General features: G+C 65.6%; 17 protein-coding genes. 6 read left to right on the plus strand and 11 right to left on the minus strand.

Annotated elements, in window-relative coordinates:
- Nucleotides 1-16: 16 nt before the first annotated feature.
- Nucleotides 17-1,963 carry an ATP-binding cassette domain-containing protein gene (locus NCR35_RS07190; protein WP_250533810.1) on the minus strand — a complete coding sequence of 649 codons (1,947 nt, stop codon included), beginning with the start codon at nt 1,961-1,963 and terminating at the stop codon, nt 17-19.
- 169 nt (nt 1,964-2,132) lie between these two features.
- Between NCR35_RS07190 and NCR35_RS07195 the strand changes: the two genes are divergently transcribed.
- On the plus strand, nt 2,133-2,624 hold the full coding sequence (locus NCR35_RS07195; RefSeq protein WP_250533811.1) for a glutathione peroxidase: 492 nt from the start codon (nt 2,133-2,135) through the stop codon (nt 2,622-2,624).
- 5 nt (nt 2,625-2,629) lie between these two features.
- Here the strand turns inward: NCR35_RS07195 and cls are convergent, their stop codons facing one another.
- The 6 genes from cls to dapC all read right to left on the minus strand — a co-directional run bounded on the left by cls (nt 2,630) and on the right by dapC (nt 8,959).
- Nucleotides 2,630-4,123, minus strand: a complete 1,494-nt coding sequence (gene cls, locus NCR35_RS07200) for a cardiolipin synthase (protein ID WP_250533812.1) — start codon at nt 4,121-4,123, stop codon at nt 2,630-2,632.
- A gap of 149 nt (nt 4,124-4,272) precedes the next feature.
- Nucleotides 4,273-5,157, minus strand: a complete 885-nt coding sequence (gene prmB / locus NCR35_RS07205) for a 50S ribosomal protein L3 N(5)-glutamine methyltransferase (RefSeq protein ID WP_250533813.1) — start codon at nt 5,155-5,157, stop codon at nt 4,273-4,275.
- Nucleotides 5,158-5,189: 32 nt separating this feature from the next.
- A complete protein-coding gene (gene dapE / locus NCR35_RS07210; RefSeq protein WP_250533814.1) occupies nt 5,190-6,329 on the minus strand; it encodes a succinyl-diaminopimelate desuccinylase in 1,140 nt (379 codons plus the stop codon).
- Between the two features lie 107 nt (nt 6,330-6,436).
- Entirely contained in the window at nt 6,437-6,808 is a 372-nt protein-coding gene (locus NCR35_RS07215) for an ArsC family reductase (protein ID WP_250533816.1), read from the minus strand.
- 2 nt (nt 6,809-6,810) lie between these two features.
- Nucleotides 6,811-7,638, minus strand: coding sequence for a 2,3,4,5-tetrahydropyridine-2,6-dicarboxylate N-succinyltransferase (dapD, locus tag NCR35_RS07220; protein WP_250533818.1), 828 nt, complete (start codon nt 7,636-7,638; stop codon nt 6,811-6,813).
- Nucleotides 7,639-7,687: 49 nt separating this feature from the next.
- Nucleotides 7,688-8,959: a succinyldiaminopimelate transaminase gene (dapC, locus tag NCR35_RS07225; protein WP_250533820.1), complete on the minus strand. Its 1,272-nt coding sequence runs from the start codon at nt 8,957-8,959 to the stop codon at nt 7,688-7,690.
- A gap of 157 nt (nt 8,960-9,116) precedes the next feature.
- Here dapC and NCR35_RS07230 point away from each other — a divergent pair, with 157 nt between their 5' ends.
- The 5 genes from NCR35_RS07230 to def all read left to right on the plus strand — a co-directional run bounded on the left by NCR35_RS07230 (nt 9,117) and on the right by def (nt 17,876).
- The gene (locus NCR35_RS07230) at nt 9,117-10,073 is read left to right on the plus strand and encodes a DMT family transporter (RefSeq protein ID WP_250533821.1); all 957 of its coding nucleotides are present in this window, start codon (nt 9,117-9,119) and stop codon (nt 10,071-10,073) included.
- 123 nt (nt 10,074-10,196) lie between these two features.
- Entirely contained in the window at nt 10,197-13,712 is a 3,516-nt protein-coding gene (gene smc, locus NCR35_RS07235; protein ID WP_250533822.1) for a chromosome segregation protein SMC, read from the plus strand.
- 123 nt (nt 13,713-13,835) lie between these two features.
- Nucleotides 13,836-15,089, plus strand: a complete 1,254-nt coding sequence (locus tag NCR35_RS07240; RefSeq protein WP_250533823.1) for a cell division protein ZipA C-terminal FtsZ-binding domain-containing protein — start codon at nt 13,836-13,838, stop codon at nt 15,087-15,089.
- A gap of 181 nt (nt 15,090-15,270) precedes the next feature.
- A complete protein-coding gene (gene ligA, locus NCR35_RS07245; protein ID WP_250533824.1) occupies nt 15,271-17,349 on the plus strand; it encodes an NAD-dependent DNA ligase LigA in 2,079 nt (692 codons plus the stop codon).
- On the plus strand, nt 17,346-17,876 hold the full coding sequence (def, locus tag NCR35_RS07250) for a peptide deformylase (RefSeq protein WP_244848497.1): 531 nt from the start codon (nt 17,346-17,348) through the stop codon (nt 17,874-17,876). The genes ligA and def overlap by 4 nt, the downstream gene beginning before the upstream one ends.
- A 60-nt stretch (nt 17,877-17,936) precedes the next feature.
- Here def and NCR35_RS07255 read toward each other — a convergent pair whose 3' ends face one another.
- The 4 genes from NCR35_RS07255 to map all read right to left on the minus strand — a co-directional run bounded on the left by NCR35_RS07255 (nt 17,937) and on the right by map (nt 23,994).
- Nucleotides 17,937-18,173: a hypothetical protein gene (locus tag NCR35_RS07255; protein ID WP_250533825.1), complete on the minus strand. Its 237-nt coding sequence runs from the start codon at nt 18,171-18,173 to the stop codon at nt 17,937-17,939.
- 215 nt (nt 18,174-18,388) lie between these two features.
- Nucleotides 18,389-20,503 carry a pseudouridine synthase gene (locus tag NCR35_RS30070; RefSeq protein WP_250533826.1) on the minus strand — a complete coding sequence of 705 codons (2,115 nt, stop codon included), beginning with the start codon at nt 20,501-20,503 and terminating at the stop codon, nt 18,389-18,391.
- A 6-nt stretch (nt 20,504-20,509) separates the two neighbouring features.
- Nucleotides 20,510-23,095, minus strand: coding sequence for a [protein-PII] uridylyltransferase (locus NCR35_RS07265; protein WP_250533827.1), 2,586 nt, complete (start codon nt 23,093-23,095; stop codon nt 20,510-20,512).
- Nucleotides 23,096-23,184: 89 nt separating this feature from the next.
- On the minus strand, nt 23,185-23,994 hold the full coding sequence (gene map / locus NCR35_RS07270) for a type I methionyl aminopeptidase (protein WP_175940132.1): 810 nt from the start codon (nt 23,992-23,994) through the stop codon (nt 23,185-23,187).
- Nucleotides 23,995-24,216: the final 222 nt, after the last annotated feature.

The following is a 24,216-nucleotide window of genomic DNA, read 5'->3' on the forward strand; positions in this document are numbered from 1 at the left end:
CGGTCTCCGTAGAGGATTACGAGCTCAATTGTTCGAGTTCCTCGTGCGCGTCGAGCCACTCCAGTTCGAGCGTCTCCAGCCGCGCGTTGACTTCGCCCTGACGGCGAATCGTATCGGTGAGCTTGGCCTTCAGCGCGGCGTCGTAGCTCGCGGGATCGGCGACGAACGCATCGAGCGTCGTTTTCTCGGCATTCAGCGCGTCCATTTCCTTCTCGATCTTCGCGATGCGCGATTGCAGCGGCTTGCGCAGATGCGAAAGCTTTTGCCGCTCCTGCGCCTCCTGCCTGCGCTGTTCCTTGCGATTCGCCGCGCTGTCCGGCGCATTGCCGGCAGCCGACGCGACGCCGTTCGCTTCTTTCGCCGCCGCCCGCGTGTCGGCGGCATGTTGCAGAAGCCAGTCGCGATAATCGTCGAGATCGCCGTCGAACGGACTCAGCCGGTGCTTCGCCACCAGCATGAACGTGTCGGTGGTGGCACGCAGCAGATGCCGGTCGTGCGAGACGAGAATGAGCGTGCCTTCGAATTGCGCGAGCGCCATGGTCAGCGCGTGACGCGTTTCGAGGTCGAGGTGGTTCGTCGGTTCGTCGAGCAGCAGCAGGTTGGGCTTCTGCCAGATGATGAGCGCGAGCGCGAGCCGGGCCTTTTCGCCGCCGGAGAACGGCGCGATCTTCGCGGTGGCCATGTCGCCCGAGAAGTTGAAGCTGCCGAGAAAGTCGCGCAGTTCTTGCTCGCGCGTGTCGGGCGCGAGGCGCGCGAGATGGGCGAGCGCGGAGTCGTCCGGGCGCAGCGTTTCCAGTTGATGCTGCGCGAAATAGCCGATCTGCAAGCCCTTGCCTTGCCGCACGTAACCCGAGAGCGCGTCGAGCGTGCCGGCGAGCGTCTTGATGAGCGTGGACTTCCCCTGACCATTCGCGCCGAGCAGACCGATGCGCTGCCCGTTCTGGATCGACAGCGTCACGCCTTCGACAATCGGAATCTCGGCGCCTTCCTCGGTTCTGTAGCCGCAGCGCACGTCTTCCATCACCATCATCGGATTGGGCGCGGCATCCGGCGTGCGGAACTCGAACGTGAACGGCGAACTGGCGTGCGCCGGCGCGATCAGTTCCATCTTTTCGAGCGCCTTCACGCGGCTTTGGGCCTGCTTCGCCTTCGTGGCCTTGGCCTTGAAGCGGTCGATAAAGCTCTGCAGATGCTGCACCGTCTTCTGCTGCTTCTCGTAGGCGCTTTGCTGCAACGCGAGCTGCTGCGCGCGCAGCACTTCGAACTGGCTGTAGTTGCCGCCGTAACGCTTCACCTGCCGGTTTTCCAGATGCAGCGTGACGTTGCAGACCGCATCGAGAAACTCGCGGTCGTGCGAGATCACGACGAGCGTGCCCGGATAGCGGCCGAGCCAGTCTTCGAGCCAGACGATCGCGTCCAGGTCCAGGTGGTTGGTCGGTTCGTCGAGCAGCAGCAGGTCGGACGGACACATCAGCGCCTGCGCGAGGTTCAGCCGCATGCGCCAGCCGCCCGAGAAGCTCGCTACCGGCTCGCGCGTCTGTTCGAGCGTGAAGCCGAGCCCGAGCAGCAGCGTTTCCGCGCGGGCGGGCGCGGTGTAGCCGTCGGCATCGGCGAAAGCGGCGTGCGCTTCGGCTTCCGCTGCGCCGTCGTGTGCCGCGGAGGCCGCCGCGATGCGCGCTTCGATGGCGCGCAACTGCGTGTCGCCGTCGAGCGTGTAGTCGAGCGCGGTGCGATCCACGGCGGGCGTCTCCTGCGCGACATGCGCGATGCGCCACGACGGCGGCATCGAGAAATCGCCGCCATCCGCGTGCAACTCGCCGCGCAGCACGGAAAAGAGCGTGGACTTGCCCGCGCCGTTCGCGCCGACGAGACCGGCTTTTTCGCCCGGATTGAGCGTGAAGCTGGTCTCTTCGAAGAGCGGCTTGGTGCCGCGGGACAGGCTGAACTGGTTGAAGCGAATCACGTCGGAGGGCGGCGGCAGAGCGCGGACTGGAGGAAACCGCTATTTTAGACCGGGCGCGTAGGCCGCAAGGGATCGTCCGTTCGGCTAATGGCGGGCGAGCGCGCGGCGGAGTAGCATCGCCTGACTTTCACCCTTCGATGGTTCACCACTTCAACGCGCGGAGCACGGCATGAATTCGACTACCGACAGCATCTACGGCTTTACGGCAGAGCGGCTCGACGGCACGACCACGAGCCTCGACACGTACCGCGGCAAGGTGCTGCTGATCGTGAACACCGCGAGCGAATGCGGTTTCACGCCGCAGTACCGGGGCCTGCAAGAGCTGTACACGCTTTACGCGGGGCGCGGCTTCGAGGTGCTCGGCTTTCCGTGCAACCAGTTCGGCAAGCAGGAGCCGGGCGACGCGGCGCAGATCGGCAGCTTCTGCGAGACGAACTATGGCGTCACGTTTCCGATGTTCGCGAAGATCGACGTCAACGGGCCGAACGCGCATCCGCTCTTCAAGTATCTGACGGAGAAGGAGCCGGGCGTGCTCGGGCTGGAGGCGATCAAATGGAACTTCACGAAGTTCCTGATCGACCGCAACGGGAACATCGTGAAACGCTACGCGCCGATCACGAAGCCCGAGTCGATTGCGGACGACATCGAAAAGCTGCTCTGACGCGCTCAGAGAATCGGGGAGAAGAGCCGGGCGACGTGCATCGCCATGCGCCGCCAGAACGCGGCGCCGCGATAGTCGTTTCCGTCGATCTCGTACGCATGCGCGAAGTCCACGAGCAGCATGCTCTCCACTTCGCGGGCGAAGTCGTGATCGACGGTCAGTACGGTGATCTCGAAGTTCAGCCGGAAGGAGCGGTTGTCGAGATTGGCGCTGCCGACCGACGCGGCGATGTCGTCGACGAGCACGACCTTCTGGTGCAGAAATCCCGGCTTGTAGCGGAAGATGCGCACGCCAGCCTGCACGAGATCGTACGCGTACAGCTTCGACGCGGCGAACACCACGCGATGATCGCGCCGGCTCGGAATGAGAATGCGCACGTCCACGCCGCGCATCACGGCGAGTCTCAGCGCCGAGAACACGGCTTCGTCGGGAATCAGATACGGCGACGTGATCCAGATCCGCTCGCGCGCCGCGTTGATCGCCTCGACGAAGAAGAGCGAGCAGGTCTCCTGTTTGTCGGCGGGGCCGCTCGAGAGCACCATGCAATGCATGTTCTCGTCCGCATGCGACGCGGGGCCGAGTTCGGGCAGGCGCTGCGTCGCCCAGTACCAGTCTTCGGTGAAGACGAACTGGATGCTGGCAATCGCCGGCCCGCGCACTTCGACATGCGTGTCGCGCCACGGCGAAAGCCGCGGGTTGCCGCCGAGATACTCGACGCCCACGTTGTGGCCGCCGACGAATGCGCGCTTGCCGTCGACGACCACGATCTTCCGATGATTGCGGAAGTTGATCTGAAAGCGGTGCACGAACTTGCGCTTGGTCGCGAACGGATGCGCCTCGACGCCGCCGGCGCGCAGCGCATGCACGTAGCGATGCGGCAGGTCGAAGCTGCCGATGCTGTCGTAGAGGAAATAGACGCGCACGCCGGCTTTCGCTTTCGCGATGAGCGCGTCCTTCAGCATTTCGCCGAGCGCGTCGGCGCGCACGATGAAGAACTGCACGACGACATACTGTTCGGCCGCTTCAATGGCCTCAAGGATCGCGGAAAACGTCGCGTCGCCGTTCGCCAGCACGCGCACGGCGTTGCCGCGCAGAAACGGCATGCCGGAGAGCCGTTGCAGCGTGCGGATCGTCGGATTGCCCAAGTATCGCGCGGGGCCGGTGTCGAGTTCGCCGCGCGCGCCGGAAGCGTCGACGAGCGCCGTGCCTGTCGTTGGAGCGTCGCTGCGGTCGGTCGAATCCCACTCGGTCGGCTTGGTGCGGTTGCGCAGGATCTCGATTTCGAGCCGGTGCTCGTCGATATAACCGGCGAACTTGCTGCGCCCGAGAAAGAGATACGGAATGAGCGTGAGATACGGCATCGCGACGAGCGACACCGCCCACGCGACCGCGCCTTGCGAGGTCCGCGTATTGATGATGGCGTGGACGGCCGCGATCACGCCGAGCACATGCGCGGCCATCACGAGCGTGCCGACGTGGAGCCAGTCTGCTGCTTGCATAGATGCGTTCGGTTCGGAGCTCGATGCGCGCGGATCGCACGCGAAGCCAGACGACGATCACCGCCGCGAGCCGCGGCGGCGATGCCTTATCTTACCGAACCTGCTTACCGAACCTGCTTACCGAACCTGACTTGCGCGACGAATGCCGCTCAGGCGGGAAGGTCCGCCGCCTGGATCAGGAACACGTTGTCGTCGCCGGCGCTGGTCGAGAGCCAGACGAGATCGAGCCCGCCGAGCGCGGCCTCGACGTTCGCCCGCTCGTTGCCGATTTCAACGACGAGCACGCCGTCTTCGGTCAGCCACTTGCCGGCATCGCGCACGATGCGCCGCACGACGTCCATGCCGTCCGCGCCGCCCGCGAGCGCGAGTTCGGGCTCGTGACGATACTCCTCGGGCAGCGCCTGCATCGCGGTCGCGTTCACGTACGGCGGGTTCGTGATGATGACCTCGTAGCGGGCCGGCGAAAGCGGCGCGTACAGGTCGCCTTCGTGCAGCGCGATGCGGTCCTGCAACCCGTAGTCGTCAACATTGCGGCGCGCGACCGCCAGCGCATCGGCGGAAATGTCGACGGCATCGATATCCGCGTTCTCGAACGCTTGCGCCGCGAGGATCGCGAGGCACCCGGAGCCGGTGCACAGTTCGAGCACGCGCGTGACGTGGTCCGGATCGGCCACGTACGGTTGCAGCCCGTCCTGCAACAACTCGCCGATGAACGAGCGTGGCACGATCACGCGCTCGTCCACATAGAAGCGATGGCCGTGCATCCACGCTTCCTGCGTGATGTACGCGGCCGGCACGCGTTCCTTGGCGCGGCGCTCGATCACCTGCATGACGGCATCGATTTCGGTGTCGAGCAGGCGAGCGTCGAGAAACGGTTCGAGCGTGTCGAGCGGCAAGTGCAGCGTATGCAGGATCAGATACGCCGCTTCGTCATAGGCGTTGGTCGAGCCGTGACCGAACGAGAGGCCGGCTTCCGTGAAGCGCGAGACGCCGAAGCGCAGCAGGTCGCGGACGGTGGTGAAGGGTAGCGCCATCGAAGGCTCCTTGTTTTTTTACGGGTGAAGATTTACGCGATCAGTTCTTCGAGCACGCGCCGGTAGACGTTTTTCAGCGGCTCGATGAAGCGCACGTCGACATGTTCGTCGATCTTGTGGATGCTGCCGTTCGGCGGCCCGAACTCGACCACCTGCTCGCAGATGCGCGCGATAAAGCGGCCATCGGACGTGCCGCCCGTGGTGGACAGCTCCGCCCGCACGCCGGTTTCTTCGTGGATGGCTTTTTCCAGCGCGTTCGACAGCGCGCCGCGCGGCGTCAGAAACGGTAGGCCGCTCACCGTCCACGTCAGATCGTAGTCGAGCGCGTGTTTGTCGAGAATCGCGTGGACGCGGCGTTGCAGGCCTTCGACCGTGCTCGCCGTCGAGAAGCGGAAGTTGAACATCAGTTCGGCGTGGCCCGGAATGACATTCGTCGCGCCGGTGCCCGAGCGCAGGTTCGACACTTGCCAGGTGGTCGGCGGAAAATACTCGTTGCCGTCATCCCAGCGTTGCGCGACGAGTTCGGCGAGCGCGGGCGCGAGCAGGTGAATCGGGTTGCGCGCGAGATGCGGATAGGCGATATGCCCCTGCACGCCCTTCACGACGAGCTTGCCGGACATCGACCCGCGCCGCCCGTTCTTGACCATGTCGCCGAGCGTTTCGTTCGAGGTCGGCTCGCCGACGATGCAGTAATCGAGCCGCTCGCCGCGCGCCTTCAGCGCTTCGACCACCTTTACGGTGCCGTCGGTGGCGGGGCCTTCCTCGTCGCTCGTGATCAGGAGCGCGAGCGAGCCGCGATGCTGCGGACACTTCGCGATGAACTCTTCGCTCGACACGACGAACGCCGCGAGCGACGTCTTCATGTCCGCCGCGCCGCGCCCGTAGAGCTTGCCGTCGCGATGCGTCGGCGTGAAGGGCGGCGAAGTCCATTGATCGAGCGGGCCGGTCGGCACGACATCGGTGTGTCCGGCGAACGCGAGCAGCTTGCCCGACGCGCCTTGCGTGCCGCGCTTCACGGCCCACAGATTCGTGACGCCGCCCGACTCGATGGTTTCGCATTCGAAGCCGACGGCGGACAGACGCTCGATCATCAGCGCCTGGCAATGGCGGTCGTCGGGCGTGACGGACGCGCGCTCGATCAGGGCTTCGGTTAGGGACAAGGTGCCGGACATGGTTTCAGCCTGCATTTCTTTCGACAGCGTAAAAAAATGCCGGCGCGGGGCCGGCAAGCGGTTTGGCGTGATGCGACGGCGTGATGTTCAGAGCGATCGCACAGAGATCACGCGAACAGCGTCTCGTACTGCTCGGCCGAGAAGCCGAGCGTCTTCACGCGGCCGTTCACCACGACGACCGGCCGCTTGATGATCGACGGCTTGTGGATCATCAGCGCGATCGCGCCGGAAGTCGTGTCGGCTTCCGCCTTGTGCACGTCCGAAAGACCGCGCCACGTCGTGCCGCGCTTGTTGATGAGCTGATCCAGCGGCACGTCCTTCAGCCAGTCCTGAAGCAGCTTCTCGTTCACGCCGGCCTTCTTGAAGTCGTGGAACTCGAACGGCACGCCGTGCTCTTCCAGCCACACGCGCGCCTTCTTCACCGTGTCGCAGTTGGGGATGCCGTACACGACCGTCATGGCATTGGGGCCGCGCGCCACGATCAGTCGCCTCGCAGCAGTTCGTTCAGGCCGACCTTCGCGCGGGTCTTCGCATCGACCTTCTTCACGATCACCGCGCAGTAGAGGCTGTGCGAGCCGTCCTTCGACGGCAGATTGCCCGCCACGACGACCGAGCCTGCCGGAATGCGGCCATAGCTCACCTGACCGGTTTCGCGGTCATAGATCTTCGTGCTCTGGCCGAGGTAGACGCCCATCGAAATGACGGAGTTCTCCTCGACGATCACACCTTCCACCACTTCCGAGCGCGCGCCGATGAAGCAGTTGTCCTCGATGATGACCGGGTTCGCCTGCAACGGCTCCAGCACGCCGCCGATGCCCACGCCGCCCGACAGGTGCACGTTCTTGCCGATCTGCGCGCACGAGCCGACGGTGGCCCACGTATCGACCATCGTGCCTTCGTCGACGTAAGCGCCGATGTTCGTGTACGACGGCATCAGCACCACGTTCTTCGCGATGAACGAGCCGCGGCGGGCAATGGCCGGCGGCACCACGCGAAAGCCGCCCGCTGCGAAGTCTTGGGCGGTGTAGTTCGCGAACTTCGAGGGCACCTTGTCGTAAAACTGGCTGTAGCCGCCCGCAGGCATCGGCACGTTGTCTTCGAGGCGGAACGACAGCAGCACGGCCTTCTTGAGCCACTGGTTCACGACCCAGTCGCCGTCGCGCTTTTCGGCGACGCGCAAGGCGCCGCGATCCAGTTGCTCGATGGCGTGCGAGACGGCTTCGCGCACTTCCGCAGGCGCGGCTTTCGCCGACAGCTCGGCGCGGTTTTCCCAGGCGTTGTCGATGATGCTCTGAAGTTGTTCCGACATAGTGATATCAAGGATGGAGAGAGGGACCGGCAGCGCGTTTCAGAACCATTCAGGGTTTGAGCGTGCGGCAGAATTCGACGATGCGGCGGGCGCCTTCGATACATTCCTCGGTCCCGGCAACGAGCGCGATACGCACGAACCCTTCGCCGGGATTCGTGCCATGCGCGGGACGAGCGAGATAGGAGCCCGGCAGAACCATCACATTATAGTCGGCGTACAGGCGCGCGGCGAACTCGGTGTCCGTGAGTCCGGTGCGCGAAACGTTCGCCCAGAGATAGAACGCGGCGTCGGGCAGACGCACGTCCAGCACCTCCGCGAGCATCGGCGTGACCGTGCGGAATTTGCTCGCGTAGAGCGCGCGGTTCTCACGCACGTGCGCTTCGTCCTGCCACGCGGCGATGCTCGCGCGTTGAAAGACGGTCGAGAGCGCCGCGCCGTGATACGTGCGATACAAGAGAAAGCTCTTGAGCACCGAAGCGTCGCCGGCGACGAAGCCCGAACGCATGCCCGGCACGTTCGATCGCTTCGAGAGGCTCGACAGCATCACGAGGCGCTCGAAGCCGCGGCCCAGCAGACGCGCGGCTTCTAGACCGCCGAGCGGCGGCTGTCCTTCGTCGAAGTAGATCTCGGAATAGCATTCGTCGGAGGCGATCACGAAGCCGTGCTTGTCCGAAAGCGCGAAGAGTTCGCGCCAGTTGTCGAGCGTGAGCACCGCGCCCGTCGGGTTGCCGGGCGAGCAGACGTAGAGCAGTTGCGTGCGCGCCCAGATGTCGTCGGGCACGGCGGAATAGTCGCACGCGAAGTTGCGCGCGGGGTCGCTATTGACGAAGTACGGTTCCGCGCCCGCGAGCAACGCGGCGCCTTCGTAGATTTGGTAGAACGGGTTCGGGCAGAGTACGATCGGCGGTTTCGCGCCCGCGAGTTCCTGCGTGCTGCGGCTGTCGATCACCGTCTGCGCGAGCGCGAACAAGGCTTCGCGCGAGCCGGAAACGGGCAGCACTTCGGTGGCCGCGTCGATGGAAGCGAGTCCGTAGCGCGCCTTCACCCACGCCGCGATGGCTTCGCGCAGCGGCTCGCTGCCGAGTGTCGCCGGATAGGCGGCGAGGCCGCCGAGCGCGTCGATCACGGCGTCGCGGATGAGGGCGGGCGTCGCATGCTTCGGCTCGCCGATGCCGAAGCTGATCGGCGTGAATCCGGCGCGCGGCTCGATGCCCTTGAACAGCACGCGCAGCTTTTCGAAGGGATACGGCTGGAGTTTCTGGAGAAGTGGATTCACGGCGTGTTGATTGAGCGATGAACGTCGGGCGGCGGCGAGCGCCATGCGGCCGCTGCGATATACGTGGCGGCACGAGAAAGACATCAGAGAACGGGCGATTATACCGCGCGCTTTTGCGCTTCACGGCGCGCGGCGGCAAGGACGACAGACGCATGACACGTAGCGAAACCGTATCGAAACGAACGCGCAGAGGAGCGCCGCAATGACGCGCCGCCTGCACGACGCGCTGCCCACGCTCGCCATCATGATCGGCGCTTCCGTGTGGGGCTTCGTCTGGTATCCGATGCGCCTGCTGGCATCGATGGGACTGACCGGCACCGCCGCGAGCGCGACGACGAGCGGCGCTGCGTGTCTCTTCGTGCTGCTGCTCAAGCGCCGCTCGATCCGCACGGTGTCGTGGCACTGGCTGCTCGCGTGCCTCGGCGTGGCGGCGGGCGTGACGAGCGTGGGCTTCGTCTGGGGCGCGATCCACGGGCAGGTCATGCGCGTGCTGCTGCTTTTCTATCTGACGCCCGCGTGGACCGCCGTCTTCGCGCATTTCATCTTGCGCGACCGCTTGACGCGCGCCGATGCTGCGCTGTCGCTCTTGTCGCTCGCGGGCGCGGTCACGATGCTGTGGTCGCCCGAACTCGGCGTGCCGCTGCCCGCGAACCTCGCGGAGTGGGCCGGGCTCATGGGCGGCATGGGCTTCGCGATGAGCAACGTGCTCATCGTGAAGATCACGCGCGTCTTGCCCGGCATGAAGCCCGAGATGCGCACGGCCGTGATCTTCGGCGGCGCGGCTGTCGTCGCGTCGGTCGCCACGCTATTCGAGCCGATGCCCGCGCCGCCCGCCGCAGCGCAGATGGGCACGGTCGCGTTCATCGTGATCGCGCTGGGCGTCGTGCTCGCGGTCAACAACGTGATCGTGCAGATCGGACTTGCGCGCGTGCCGGCCAATCGCGCGTCCATCATCATGCTGTTCGAACTCGTGGTGACGGCGCTGTCGTCGTGGCTCATCGCGGGCGAAGTGCCGGGGCCGCGCGAATGGGCGGGCGGCGCGTGCATCGTGGCCGCGTGCGTGCTGTCGGCATGGGCGCACAGGCAGGGGCGCGACGCATCACAAAGCCCGCCCGGCGAGGCCGAACCCGAAAAGAAATCGACACGCGCGATGGTATGATGGTGTCCGCTCGCGCCGCGGCAAGCGGCGTCCGGCGCGCATGAGACCTTCGTCCGCGACCGGCCGCGCCGCGGCTTGTCTGCCGTTCATCCTCCGTCATTCACTTCAAACAGCGATATCGCCGTGCGTCTGACTTCGATCAAACTCGCTGGTTTCAAGTCCTTCGTCGATCCCACGCATTTCCAGGTCCCTGGCCAACTGGTCGGCGTCGTCGGGCCGAATGGCTGCGGAAAGTCCAACATCATCGACGCGGTGCGCTGGGTGCTCGGCGAATCGCGCGCATCCGAGTTGCGCGGCGAGTCGATGCAGGACGTCATCTTCAACGGATCCACCGCGCGCAAGCCGGGCAGCCGCGCGAGCGTCGAACTGATCTTCGATAACGCCGACGGCCGCGCCGCGGGTCAATGGAGCGCGTACGGCGAGATCGCCGTCAAGCGCGTGCTCACGCGCGATGGCACCTCCAGCTACTACATCAACAACCTGCCCGCGCGCCGCCGCGACATTCAGGACATCTTCCTGGGTACGGGTCTCGGCCCGCGCGCTTACGCGATCATCGGACAGGGCATGATCGCGCGCATCATCGAGGCGAAGCCCGAAGACCTGCGCGTGTTCCTCGAGGAAGCCGCGGGCGTGTCGAAGTACAAGGAGCGTCGCCGGGAGACGGAGAATCGTCTGCACGATACGCGCGAGAATCTCACGCGCGTGGAAGACATCGTGCGGGAACTGACGGCCAATCTGGAGAAGCTCGAAGCGCAGGCCATCGTCGCGACGAAATACAAGGCCTTGCAGACCGAAGGCGAAGAGAAGCAGCGCCTGCTGTGGCTCTTGCGCAAGAACGAGGCGGGCAACGAAGCCGAGCGCCAGCAGCGCGCCATTCGCGACGCGCAGATCGAACTCGAAGCGCAAACGGCGCGTCTGCGCGAAGTGGAAGCACAACTGGAAACGCTGCGCGTTGCGCACTACAGCGCCAGCGACGCGATGCAGGGCGCGCAGGGCGCGCTTTACGAAGCCAATGCGGAAGTGAGCCGGCTGGAAGCGGAGATCCGCTTTATCGTCGAGTCGCGCAACCGCGTGCAGGCGCAGATCGCCGCGCTCGCCGCGCAGCGCGAGCAATGGCAGATGCAGGCGCAAAAGGCGCGCGACGAAATCGAAACGGCGTCCGAAGCATTGGCCGAAGGCGAAGAGAAGGCCGCGATCGCGCAAGAGAACGCCGCCGCGAAGCACGACGCGCTGCCCGCGCTCGAAGCCCGCTGGCGCGACGCGCAGGCGCAATTGAATGAGGAACGCGCCGGCATCGCGCGGGCGGAACAGGCGTTGAAGCTCGAAGCCGCGCATCAGCGCAACGCGGATCAGCAGCTTCAGCAATTGCAGCAGCGTCAGGAACGCCTGAAGAACGAAGCGAGCGGCCTCGACGCGCCCGACGAAGCGCAACTCGAAGAACTGCGCATGCAGCTTGCCGAGAACGAAGAGATTCTGGCCGAAGCGCAGGCGCGTCTCGCCGATGCGCAGGAAGCCGTGCCGCGCCTCGACGCCGAACGCCGCGCCGCGCAAGAGCGCGTGCAGGCGGAAAGCGCGCAGATTCATCAGCTCGAAGCACGCCTTGCCGCGCTGAAAGCGTTGCAGGAGAGCGTGCAGACCGAAGGCAAGATCCAGCCGTGGCTCGACAAGCACGAACTCGGCGGATTGCCGCGTCTGTGGAAGAAGCTGCACGTCGAGGCGGGCTGGGAGCCGGCGCTCGAAGCCGTGCTGCGCGAGCGTCTCGCCGCGCTGGAAGTCTCGAATCTGGACTGGATCAAGGCGTTCGCGAGCGACGCGCCGCCCGCCAAGCTCGCGTTCTTCGCGCCGCCGGTCGCGGGCAAGCCGCTGGACGCGCCGCAAGGTTTGCGGCCGTTGACTTCGCTTTTGCGCATCGACGATCCCGGCATCCGCGCCGTGCTCAACGAATGGCTCGGCAACACGTTCATCGCCGACGACATCGCGCAGGCGCTCGCCATGCGCAATCAGTTGCCGGAAGGCGGCGCGTTCGTCGTAAAGGCGGGGCACATGGTCACGCGCGTCGGCGTGCAGCTGTATGCGTCGGATTCCGAACAGTCGGGCATGCTGGCGCGCGCGCAGGAAATCGAAAACCTCGCGCGGCAAGTGCGCGCGCAGGCGCTGCTCGCGGACGAAGCGAAAGCCAACGCCGTGCGCGCCGACGCGGCTCACACGCAGGCATCGCAAGTTCTCGCCGATGCGCGTTCCGCCGCCGAGCGCGCCACGCAGCGCGTCCACGCGTTGCAGATGGACGTGCTCAAGCTCACGCAGGCGCACGAGCGCTACACGCAGCGCAGCTCGCAGATCGGCGAGGAACTCGAAGAAATCGCCGCGCAGATCGAAGAACAGCGTGCGCTGCGGGCCGAATCGGAAGCCGCGTTCGAGCAGCATGACGCCGAGATCGCGCAGTTGCAGGCGCGCTTCGAAGACAATCAGCTTGCGTTCGAATCGCTCGACGAGGCGCTCACGAACGCGCGTCACGAACTGCGCGAACTGGAACGCGCGGCCAGCGACGCCAACTTCGCGGCGCGCGGCCTCGCGGCGAAGATCGAGGAATACAAGCGCAGCATCGACACGGCGCACGAGCAGAGCGAACGCGTCGAAGGGGCGCTGGAAGACGCGCGGGCCGAACTCGAAACCATCAACGCGCAGACCGCGCAAACCGGCTTGCAGGACGCGCTCGAAGTGCGCGCGGCCCGCGAAGAGGCGCTGCACGCGGCGCGCATCGAGCTGGACGATCTCACCGCGCGGCTGCGTCAGGCCGACGAGCAGCGGCTTCAAACGGAGCGGTCGCTTCAGCCGCTGCGCGACAAGATCAACGAATTGCAGTTGAAGGAGCAGGCGGCGCGCATCAGCGGCGAGCAGTTCGCCGAGCAGTTGCAGGCCGCGGGCGTCGACGAAGCCGAATTGCAGGCGAAGCTCACGCCCGACATGAAGCCGTCGTACCTGCAGGGCGAAGTCACGCGCCTGAACAATGCGGTGATCGCGCTCGGGCCCGTCAACATGGCCGCGCTCGAAGAACTGGCGGCCGCGACCGAGCGCAAGCACTTCCTCGACGCGCAATCGGCCGATCTGAACAACGCCATCGGCACGCTCGAAGACGCGATCCAGAAGATCGACCAGGAAACGCGCGCGCTGTTGCAAGGCACGTTCGACGAAGTGAATCGCCATTTCGGCGAGCTGTTCCCGCGCCTCTTCGGCGGCGGGCAGGCGAAGCTCATCATGACGGGCGACGAAATTCTCGACGCGGGCGTGCAGGTCATGGCGCAGCCGCCCGGCAAGAAGAATTCGACAATTCACCTGCTCTCGGGCGGCGAAAAGGCGCTTACCGCGACCGCGCTCGTCTTCGCGATGTTCCAGCTGAATCCCGCGCCGTTCTGTCTGCTGGACGAAGTGGACGCGCCGCTCGACGACGCGAACACGGAACGCTTCGCCAACCTGGTGCGGGCCATGTCGAGCAAGACTCAGTTCCTCTTCATCTCGCACAACAAGATCGCGATGGAGATGGCGCAGCAACTGATCGGCGTCACGATGCAGGAGCAGGGCGTGTCGCGCATCGTCGCGGTGGATATGGAATCCGCCGCGGGGTTCGCGCAGAACGGCTGACCCGGTTTTTGAATAGCGGCCGGACGTGGAGCCGGCCAGGCGCGCAGGCGCGGAGTGGCGTGCATCGGATGCGCGCGACAGATCGCGCGGCGCTTCGTAACTCAAAAGAATGATGGAGCGTGCATGGACGAGTTGACACTCGGATTGATCGGAGCGGGAGCTGTCGTGGTCGGCGGCGTGGTGGTCTACAACGCGTGGCAGAGCGCGAAAGTGCGGCGCAAGATGCCGCGCCCGATGCCCGACGAAGCCGCCGATGCGCTCGCGCGCCAGGAAACCGACGACGAGCAGCCGTTCATCGAGCCGGTGCGCCCGGCGCGGCGCGAGCCTGTCGCGGGCGATGCGCAGGAAGACGCGCGCGTCGAACCCAGCTTCGGCGGCGTCCCTGTGTCGACCGAGCCTGCGGCGGTCGCACCAGCCGTCGCGCCCGCGGATACGCCCGTCGATCTGCAGGCCGAAGCGACCTCCGCGAACGGCGTCGCCGATGAACCCGCGCTCGTCGAAGAAGACGAGCGCAGCGAGCCGGTCATGCCCGCCGCGACGACCATTTCTTCGACGCCGCCTGCTGTCGTCGACCGGCGCATCGACTGCGTCGTGCCGATCCGGCTTGCCGCGCCCGTGGCCGGCGACCGCGTGATTCCGCTCGCGCAGCGGCTGCGTCGCGCGGGCACGAAGCCCGTGACCATCGAAGGCAAGGCCGAAGGCGAGAGCACTTGGGAACTGTTGCGCCACGGCGTGCGCTACGAGGAACTGCGCGCGGCCGCGCAACTCGCCAACCGCAGCGGTCCGCTGAACGAACTCGAGTTCTCGGAGTTCGTCACGGGCGTGCAGCGTCTCGCCGACGCCATCGACGGCGCGCCCGAGTTTCCCGACATGATGGAAACCGTCGGCATGGCGCGCGAGCTGGACGCGTTCGCCGCCCAATGCGACGCGCAGCTGTCCATCAACATTCTCTCCGACGGCGCGCCGTGGTCCGCGAACTACGTGCAGGCGGTGGCCTCGCAAGACGGCTTGCTTCTGTCGCGCGACGGCACGCGCTTCGTCAAGCTCGACGCAAAGCAGAATCCGGTGTTCATGCTCCAGTTCGGCGACACCAATTTTCTCCGCGACGACCTCACGTACAAGGGCGGCCAGATGATTACGCTGGTGCTGGACGTGCCCGTTGCCGACGAAGACATTCTGCCGTTCCGCCTCATGTGCGATTACGCGAAGTCGCTGTCCGAGCGCATCGGGGCGCGCGTGGTCGACGATCAGCGTCGCCCGTTGCCGGAATCGGCGCTGCTCGCCATCGAGAAACAACTGATGACGCTGTACGCGAAGCTGGAGCAGGCGGGCATGCCGGCCGGGTCGCCCGCCACGCGCAGGTTGTTCAGCCAGTAAGCGCAGCGTTCGCAGCCTGCATGTCGTGTCGCGATTGCGCCCCGCTTCGGGGCGCTTTGCGTTGATGCGCGCCGCCAGATGTGCATGCGGCCTAGACCTTTCGGCCGATGCCGCGACGACCGATCTTCTGAGACAATCGAACGGTCGGTCCAACTGACTCATTTCATTCCTCGAAAGCCGCATGTCCGCAAAAACGAAAGCCGAATCCGCCGCCACCGCCAAGTCGCTCGCGCCCGTGCCCAGCGCCGACCGGCCGGAGGAGCGCGCCGCGTGGCTGCGCGCGGAGCTCGAGCGCGCGAACTACGCGTACTACGTGCTCGACCAGCCGGACTTGCCCGACGCCGAATACGACACGCTCTTCAAGGAATTGCAGGGCATCGAGGCGGCGCATCCGGAACTCGTTACGCCGGATTCGCCGACGCAGCGCGTGGGCGGTCAGGTCGCCGAAGGTTTCGCGCCGGTCGTTCATGATGTGCCGATGCTGTCGCTCAACAACGGCTTCGCGGACGAAGACATCGCCGCGTTCGACAAACGCGTGTCGGACGCGCTCGGCCACGCGCCGGTGCAGTACGCGTGCGAGCTGAAATTCGACGGGCTGGCAATCTCCCTGCGCTACGACGACGGCCGCTTCGTGCAGGCGTCGACGCGCGGCGATGGCGCAACCGGCGAGGACGTGACGGCCAACGTGCGGACCATCCGCTCCATCCCGCTGACGCTGAAAGGCGCCAACGTGCCGAAGCGTCTGGACGTGCGCGGCGAAGTGCTGATGTTCAAGCGCGACTTCGACCGCCTGAACGCTCGCCAGCGCGACGCCGGACAGCGCGAGTTTGCGAATCCGCGCAACGCGGCGGCGGGTAGCCTGCGCCAGCTCGACCCGAAGATGACGGCGCAGCGGCCGTTGTCGTTTTTCGCGTACGGCATCGGCGTGCTCGAAGGCGCCGAGATGCCCGACACGCACTCGGCGCTCCTCGACTGGTACCGGGAAATGGGGCTGCCGGTCAACGCCGAGCGCGGCGTGGTCGAAGGCGCGGAAGGCTTGCTCGGTTTTTTCCGCAAGACCGGCGAGAAGCGCGAGAAGCTGCCGTACGACATCGACGGCGTCGTGTACAAGGTCAACCGGCGCGACGAGCAGGACAAGCTCGGCTTCGTCTCGCGCGCGCCGCGCTTTGCGCTCGCCCACAAGTTCCCGGCGCAGGAAGCCCTCACGCAACTCGTGGCCATCGACGTGCAGGTCGGCAGAACGGGCGCGATCACGCCGGTGGCGCGGCTCACGCCGGTGTTCGTCGGCGGCGCGACGGTGACCAACGCGACGCTGCATAACGAAGACGAAGTGCGCCGCAAGGACATCCGCATCGGCGATACGGTGACCGTGCGCCGCGCGGGCGACGTCATCCCGGAAGTCGTCGGCGCGATACTCGAACGCCGTCCTGCCGACGCCCGCGAGTTCGTCATGCCGACGCAATGCCCGGTCTGCGGCTCGAAGATCGAGCGCCTGCCGGACGAAGCCGTGGCGCGCTGCACAGGCGGGCTATTCTGTCCGGCGCAACGCAAGCAGGCGCTGTGGCATTTCGCGCAGCGCCGCGCGCTCGACATCGACGGTCTCGGCGAGAAGATCATCGACCAGTTGGTGGAGCAGAACCTCGTGCGCACGCCTGCGGATCTGTTCAATCTCGGCTTTTCGACGCTCGCGGCGCTCGACCGTTTCGCCGACAAGTCAGCGCAGAACCTGCTCGATTCGCTCGAAAAGGCGCGACACACGACGCTGCCGCGATTCATTTACGCGCTCGGCATCCGGCATGTCGGCGAATCGACGGCGAAGGATCTCGCGAAGCACTTTGGCTCGCTGGATCCGATCATGGCGGCATCGGTCGAACAGCTGTTGGAAGTCAATGATGTCGGGCCGGTCGTCGCTGAAGCGATTCACAACTTTTTCAGCGAGGCGCATAACCAGCACGTGATCGAGCAGTTGCGCGCCAAGGTGTCGTGGCCGGAAGGGCCGCGCGCGCCGAAAGCGCCGCAGGGGGCGCTCGCCGGCAAGACGGTCGTGCTGACGGGCACGCTGCCCACGCTCTCGCGCGAGGAAGCGAAGGAAATGCTGGAGGCGGCCGGCGCGAAAGTGGCCGGTTCTGTCTCGAAAAAGACCGACTACGTGGTGGCGGGCGCGGAGGCGGGCAGCAAGCTCGCCAAGGCGGAGGAACTCGGGGTTCCCGTCGTCGACGAAGACGGCATGAAAAAGCTATTGGAAGGAGTCACTCCATGATCCGGGAAATTCTCAAGATGGGCGATCCGCGTCTTTTGCGCATCGCTCAGCCTGTCGAACATTTCGACACGCCGGAACTGCACACGCTCGTGCAGGACATGTTCGACACGATGCGCGACGCGAACGGCGCGGGGCTCGCCGCGCCGCAGATCGGCGTCGATCTGCAAGTGGTCATCTTCGGCTTCGGCCACAACGAGCGTTATCCGGACGCGCCGCCCGTGCCGGAGACGGTGCTCATCAATCCGATCATCACGCCCAACGGGCACGACATGGAGGAGGGCTGGGAAGGCTGTCTTTCGGTGCCGGGGCTGCGCGGCGCGGTGCAGCGTTTCTCGATGATTCGCTACCAGGGCTTCGATCAGTACGGCAACGCGATAGAACGGCTCGCGGAGGGCTTTCATGCGCGCGTCGTGCAGCACGAGTGCGATCATCTGATCGGCAAGCTGTACCCGATGCGCATCACCGACTTTTCGAAGTTCGGCTTCACCGAAGTGCTTTTTCCGGGGCTCGACCCGCGCGACGACTGAACCGACCGATTCAGGCACCGCCTAAGAAAAAACCCGCTTGCTGCAAGCGGGTTTTTTCGTTCAGGTCAACGTTTCGGGATCGCGCGCGGTGTCGGGCTGGCGAAAGAGCGCGACGTGCTTGGGATTGGCCGAGCCTTGCAGACGGCCGTCGGGCAGGCGCGCGAACACCATCTCTCCGATGCCGGGGCTCGTCACGACGACTTCATCGCGCAGGGCGAGCAAGGCTTCGAGCCGTCGTCGGCCGCTCACGATTTCAAGACCGGTTTCTGTCGCACGAACGATGATTTCAACTGACATGGCCACTCTCCTTGAAGCGTTGATCCTGATTGCCGTTATTCCGATGCCCGTCCTCGACGCGTTGGGGCTGTCAAAAGTGCTCGGACATTCCGTACCTAACGGACATTTGACCGATTTTCTTTAGCCTAAATGTGGACAAAATAAAACGGCGCGATCGATAAGCGATCGCGCCGTTTTCGGGCTTCGGATGTCGCGTTTTTGCGACGTGTGACGAATCAGAAGGTCTCGTTGGGTGCCAGATAACGCCACTGGCCGGGCGGCAGCGCACCGAGCGTCACGCGTCCCATGCGAATGCGTTTCAGGCCGACGACTTCCAGCCCGACGAGCTCGCACATACGGCGAATCTGACGTTTCTTGCCTTCGCGCAGCACGAAGCGGAGCTGTTCGCCGTTTTGCCAGCTCACCTGCGCGGTCTTGAGCGGCACGCCGTCGAGTTCAAGGCCGTGACGCAGCAGCGCGAGTTTCTCCGCGGGCAGGTGCTGGTCGACATCGACGGTATGCTCGCCGTAGCGCACGCGCACGAGGTACTCCTTGTCCACTTCGGAGTGCCCGCCGATCAGCTGCTTCGCGATGCGGCCGTCCTGCGTCAGGACGAGCAGGCCGGTCGAGTCGATATCCAGACGACCCGCCGGCGCGAGCGTGCGCAGATGTCCCGGTGAAAAACGAATTCCCGAACGGTCTTCGTCCCAGTGATTCGACGGGTTGATGAGCGTGACGGCGGGCTCGTAGCCGTCTTCGGCCTGACCCGACACGTAGCCGACGGGCTTGTGTAACAGAATCGTGACGAGTTGCGACTGCGCCGAGCGGGCGGCGGGCAGAATCTCGATGTTCTGATCCGGGCGAATGCGCGAGCCGAGCGTGTCGATCACCTCGCCATCGACCAGCACCCAGCCTTTTTCGATCCACTCGTCGGCCTCGCGGCGCGAACACAGGCCGAGTTCGGACATGACTTTCGACAGGCGAACGAGGTTGTCGCCGTGAGCGTGGGGTTTCTTGGGGGCTCCTTCGTTGGCTGCTAAGGCCGCTCGTGGGGCGTCGCCGCGCGATTTCGATGGGCGACGGTCGTCTGTGCGGGAATCGCGTGCTTCAGTCGGTTTGCGGGGGCCGCGGTCGCTGAATGACGGGCGGGAATCGCGGTCGCCGCGCGCTTCGGCCGGCCGACGCGGGCCGCGATCGCCGAAAGTCGGGCGCGAGTCGTCGCTGCGTTGCTTGAACGGGCGGCGGTCGTCGCTGCGGGAATCGCGATCGCCACGCCCTTCGGCCGCGCGACGCGGACCACGGTCGCCGAACGCTGCACGTGAATCATCGCCGCGCGGTTTGAAAGCACGCCGCTCGTCCGAACGCGAATCGCGGTCGCCGCGTCCTTCAGTCGCTCGACGCGGACCGCGATCGCCCACAGCACGCGACTCATCGCCGCGTGGTTTGAACGGACGGCGTTCGTCGCTGAGGGAATGTCGCTCACCGTATCCTTCAGCCGCCCGACGCGGACCTCGATCGCCAAACGCAGCCCGCGAATCATCGCCGCGCGGTTTGAAAGCACGCCGCTCGTCGGAACGCGAATCGCGCTCACCGCGTCCTTCAGCCGCCCGACGCAGACCGCGATCGCCAAAAGCCGGTCGCGAATCATCGCCGCGCGGCTTAAAAGCACGCCGCTCGTCGGAACGCGATTCGCGATCGCCGCGTCCTTCAGTCGCTCGACGCGGACCACGATCGCCCACAGCACGCGAATCATCGCCGCGTGGTTTGAACGAACGGCGTTCGTCACTGCGGGAATCGCTGTTGCCGCGCGCTTCCGCCGGCCGACGCGGGCCACGATCACCGAAGGCCGGGCGCGAATCGTCGCCGCGTGGTTTAAACGGACGGCGTTCGTCGCTGCGGGAATCGCTGTTTCCGCGCGCTTCCGCCGGCCGACGCGGACCACGATCACCGAATGCCGGGCGCGAATCATCGCCACGCGGTTTGAAAGCACGCCGCTCCTCGGAACGCGAATCACGCTCACCCCGTCCTTCAGCCGCCCGACGCGGACCGCGATCGCCAAACGCAGCCCGCGACTCATCCCCACGCGGTTTGAAAGGCCGCCGCTCGTCGCCGCGCGTATCGCGATTGCGATCCCCAGCCGCATCACGCGGCTTGAAAGCACGCCGCTCGCCCGACGCATCCGACCGTCCGGTCGACCCCGCCCGCGCATCGGCCGGCTTTCCGCGCTTGACCAGTGGCTTCTCGGGCGCGGCATCGCGCGCAGGCTTGCGCCCGGTGATCGATCCGGAACGGATCGGCGATCGCGTCGACGATGTGGGACGCGGATGTTTGGCTGTCAGTTTGACGCGCATAAAGTCTCAGGCTGCGATCGCGCGCAGCAGTTCGGTTTCGACCTGGATCTGCGTGCGGTTCGACGACAGGCCTCGGCCATCGAGCAGGAACACGTCTTCGACGCGTTCGCCGAGCGTGTTGATGCGCGCCGCCTGCACGCCGATCCGGTGTTGCGCGAGCACGCGCGCGATCGAATAAAGAAGGCCCTGCCGGTCGTTCGCCGACACGGACAGGATGTAGTACTGGCCACGCTCGTCAGGGCGCAAATCCACGCGCGGCGTGACCGGAAAACTTCGCACGAGCCGCGAGACGCGGCCTTTCGACGGCTCCGGCAGAATGCTTTCGTCCATCAAGCGCGCGCTCAGTTGCTGCTCGACCAGATTCGCGATATCGCGATAACTGCCGTCGTGATCCGGATGCGCGACGAGGAAGTTGTCCAGCGCGTAACCGTGGCGCGTCGTGGTGATGCGCGCATCGAGCACGGAGAGGCCGTTCTTGTCGAAATACGCGCAGATGCCGGCGAACAGATCCGGCCGGTCGCGCAGATAGACGAGCACCTGCAGCGCCGCGCCGATCGGCGAGGGCCGGGCGCGCACGATCGGCGCGTCGCTCTCGACGTGCCGGTACAGCACGCGCGTCTGCCACGCGATGTCCGCCGGATCGTGACGCAGGAAATAGCCGACGTCGAGTTGATCCCACAGCCGCTTTTCCGCGTGCTCGGGCACCGTTTCGAGGCGCAGGAGCGCAAGCGCGGCTTCTTTCCGGGACTTGAGTTCGGAATGTGTGTCGGGCCGCGCTCCGCCGAGCACGGCGAGCGTCGCGCGGTACAGGTCTTCGAGCAGCTTGCCTTTCCAGTTGTTCCAGACCTTCGGGCTCGTGCCGCGAATGTCCGCCACGGTCAGCAGATAGAGCGCGGTCAGACGCCGCTCCGTCTTCACCACCGACGCGAATTGCTTGATGACTTCCGGATCGCTCGTGTCCTGTTTCTGCGCGACATGGCTCATCGTCAGATGCTGCTGCACCAGCCACACGACGAGTTCCGTATCGTCCGCGCTCATCTCGTGCTCGCGGCAGAAGCGGCGGGCGTCCGCCATGCCGAGCGTCGAATGATCGCCGCCGCGGCCCTTCGCGATATCGTGAAACAGCGCCGCGACGTAAAGCACCCACGGCCGCTCGAAGTTGCCCATCAGCTGACTGCAGAACGGGTATTCGTGCGCGTGCTCCGCAATGGCGAAGCGGCGCAGATTGCGCAGCACCATCAGGATGTGCTGATCGACCGTGTAGACGTGATAGAGGTCGTGCTGCATCTGCCCGACGATGCGCCGGAAGTTGAGCAGGTAGCGCCCGAGCACGCTCGTCTGGTTCATGAGCCGCAGCGCATGCGTGATGCCTTCGGGCTGCTTCAGGATTTCCATGAAAAGACGCCGGTTCTCCGGGTCGCGCCGCCAGTTGCGGTCCATGATTTCGCGCGCGTTATAGATCGCACGCAACGTCCGCGCGGACAGGCCCTTCACGCCGCGCGTCTGCTCGTACAGCAGGAAGGCTTCGAGAATGGCGTGCGGTTCGCGTTCGAACACGTCGTCGCTCGCGATTTCGAGCATGCCTTGCTTCTCGACGAAACGGTCCGACAGCACGCGGGTGACGCCCGACGTCGACGGGAAAAGCTGCGCTTCCACGTTCTGGATCAGGATGGTGGCGAGCTGCGTGACGGCTTTGGCCGCCCAGTAATAGCGGCGCATCAGCTGTTCGCTCGCGCGCTTGGCGGCGGTCGCCTTGAAGCCGAAGCTTTCGGCGAGCGGCGTCTGCAAATCGAACACGAGAATGTCCTGCCGGCGCTTGGCGATCACATGCAGGCGGGCGCGCAGCGTCTTCAGAAAGGCTTCGTTGCGGCGCAGTTCGCGCGCTTCGCGTTCGGTGATGAGCTCGCGCGCATCCAGTTCGCGCCAGCTCGACCCGAACCCCGCCGCCCGCGTGATCCAGAGGATCAATTGCAGGTCGCGCAGGCCGCCCGGGCTTTCCTTGATGTTCGGCTCCAGGCTGTACGGTGTGTCCTGGAACTTGGCGTGACGCTGCCGCATCTCCAGTACCTTCGCCTGGAAGAAGGCGCGCGGATCGAGCGTTTCGCGATAGCGCTCCGTGAAACGGCAAAAGAGCGCCGCGTCGCCGCAAAGGCGCCGCGCTTCGAGCAGAGACGTCAGCACCGTCACGTCGTTGGCGGCTTCCGCGATGCATTGCTCGACCGAGCGCACGCTGCTGCCGATATCGAGCCCAAGATCCCACGCCATGCCGATGAATCGCTCGACGCGTTCGTTGAGCTCGGCCTCATCGGCCTGCGGCACGGTGTCCGGCAGCAGCACGAGAATGTCGACGTCCGAGTAGGGCGCAAGCTCGCCGCGCCCGTAGCCGCCGACCGCGACGAGCGCGGCGCTCGCCGGCATATCGGATGCCGACCAGGCGCCTTTGAGCGCGTCGTCGGTGGCGCGGCCGAGCGCCTGCATCAACGAGTCGACATTCGATGCCGTCTCGAAGCGTTCGATGAGTGCCGCCTTCGCCGCCTTGTAGGCGGCGCGCAGCGTTTCGCAAGGCGAGGCGACGACGGCAGTGACGCTCATGGGACGGATCGGCGAGAGGTGAAAGGACCGGCGGACGAGGGAACCGGAAGGCGGCTGCGCGCGGCGCGCGCAGCGCGTGGGCGCGCCACTCAGGCGGTCGCCGCGATCAGTTGCGACGGCGCCTGCGTGCCGGCGGACACCGTCAGCACTTCGTAGCCCGTCGGCGTGACGAGCACGGTGTGCTCCCATTGCGCCGAGAGACTGCGGTCGCGCGTCTTGACGGTCCACTGGTCGGGCATCGTGCGGATGTCGCGCCGGCCGGCGTTGATCATCGGCTCGACGGTGAAGATCATGCCCGGCTGCAATTCGATGCCCGTGCCCGGCCGCCCGTAATGCAGCACTTGCGGCTCCTCGTGGAACACCGTGCCGATGCCGTGGCCGCAGTATTCGCGCACGACGCTGTAGCCCTGCGCTTCGGCGTGCTTCTGAATGGCGTGGCCGATGTCGCCGAGATGCGCGCCGGGGCGCACCTGATCGATGCCGAGCCACATGCAGTCGAAGGTCGTCTGCACGAGGCGTTTTGCGAGAATCGAGCCCTCGCCGACGATGAACATGCGGCTCGTGTCGCCAAAATAGCCGTCCTTGATCACCGTGATGTCGATGTTGAGCGCGTCGCCGTTCTTCAGCACCTTCTCGCCGGGAATGCCGTGGCAGATCACGTCGTTCACAGAAATGCACGTGGCTTTCGGATACGGCGGATAGCCGGGCGGCTGATAGTTGAGCGGCGCGGGAACCGTGCCCTGTTCCTTCACCATGTATTCGTGGCAGAGGCGGTCGAGTTCTTCGGTGGTCACGCCCGGCACGATATGCGGCGTGATGAAATCGAGCACTTCGCTGGCGAGCCGGCAGGCGACGCGCATGTGCGCGATATCGTGTTCGTTTTTCAGCGTAATGGACATGACGGGCTCTGAATGCGCGGTTTTGCAGGGAGGCGGGCGTGAGCCGCGAAGCCGGCATTATCGCACCTTAGGAAAGGCGCCGCAGCGCGATTCTGCGGCGCGCGCGAGGGCGCAGCCGGTTCGCGCGCCGGTTTTGCAGGCATCGGGCGGCTTGAGCGGTGTAATCGTCACATGCTATACTCATGGGCTAAGTCTTAGTCCACTTTCTTGGTTGATTCGGAG

The sequence above is a fragment of the Caballeronia sp. AZ10_KS36 genome (assembly GCF_023631105.1).
In the GTDB taxonomy this organism is placed as follows: Bacteria; Pseudomonadota; Gammaproteobacteria; order Burkholderiales; family Burkholderiaceae; genus Caballeronia.

Coding starts and splice junctions, on each gene's coding strand:
- NCR35_RS07195 (WP_250533811.1), top strand. CDS start 2,133: ATGAATTCGACTACCGACAGCATCTACGGCTTTACGGCAGAGCGGCTC.
- cls (WP_250533812.1), bottom strand. CDS start 4,123: ATGCAAGCAGCAGACTGGCTCCACGTCGGCACGCTCGTGATGGCCGCG.
- prmB (WP_250533813.1), bottom strand. CDS start 5,157: ATGGCGCTACCCTTCACCACCGTCCGCGACCTGCTGCGCTTCGGCGTC.
- dapE (WP_250533814.1), bottom strand. CDS start 6,329: ATGTCCGGCACCTTGTCCCTAACCGAAGCCCTGATCGAGCGCGCGTCC.
- dapD (WP_250533818.1), bottom strand. CDS start 7,638: ATGTCGGAACAACTTCAGAGCATCATCGACAACGCCTGGGAAAACCGC.
- dapC (WP_250533820.1), bottom strand. CDS start 8,959: ATGGCGCTCGCCGCCGCCCGACGTTCATCGCTCAATCAACACGCCGTG.
- NCR35_RS07230 (WP_250533821.1), top strand. CDS start 9,117: ATGACGCGCCGCCTGCACGACGCGCTGCCCACGCTCGCCATCATGATC.
- NCR35_RS07240 (WP_250533823.1), top strand. CDS start 13,836: ATGGACGAGTTGACACTCGGATTGATCGGAGCGGGAGCTGTCGTGGTC.
- ligA (WP_250533824.1), top strand. CDS start 15,271: ATGTCCGCAAAAACGAAAGCCGAATCCGCCGCCACCGCCAAGTCGCTC.
- def (WP_244848497.1), top strand. CDS start 17,346: ATGATCCGGGAAATTCTCAAGATGGGCGATCCGCGTCTTTTGCGCATC.
- NCR35_RS07255 (WP_250533825.1), bottom strand. CDS start 18,173: ATGTCAGTTGAAATCATCGTTCGTGCGACAGAAACCGGTCTTGAAATC.
- NCR35_RS30070 (WP_250533826.1), bottom strand. CDS start 20,503: ATGCGCGTCAAACTGACAGCCAAACATCCGCGTCCCACATCGTCGACG.
- NCR35_RS07265 (WP_250533827.1), bottom strand. CDS start 23,095: ATGAGCGTCACTGCCGTCGTCGCCTCGCCTTGCGAAACGCTGCGCGCC.
- map (WP_175940132.1), bottom strand. CDS start 23,994: ATGTCCATTACGCTGAAAAACGAACACGATATCGCGCACATGCGCGTC.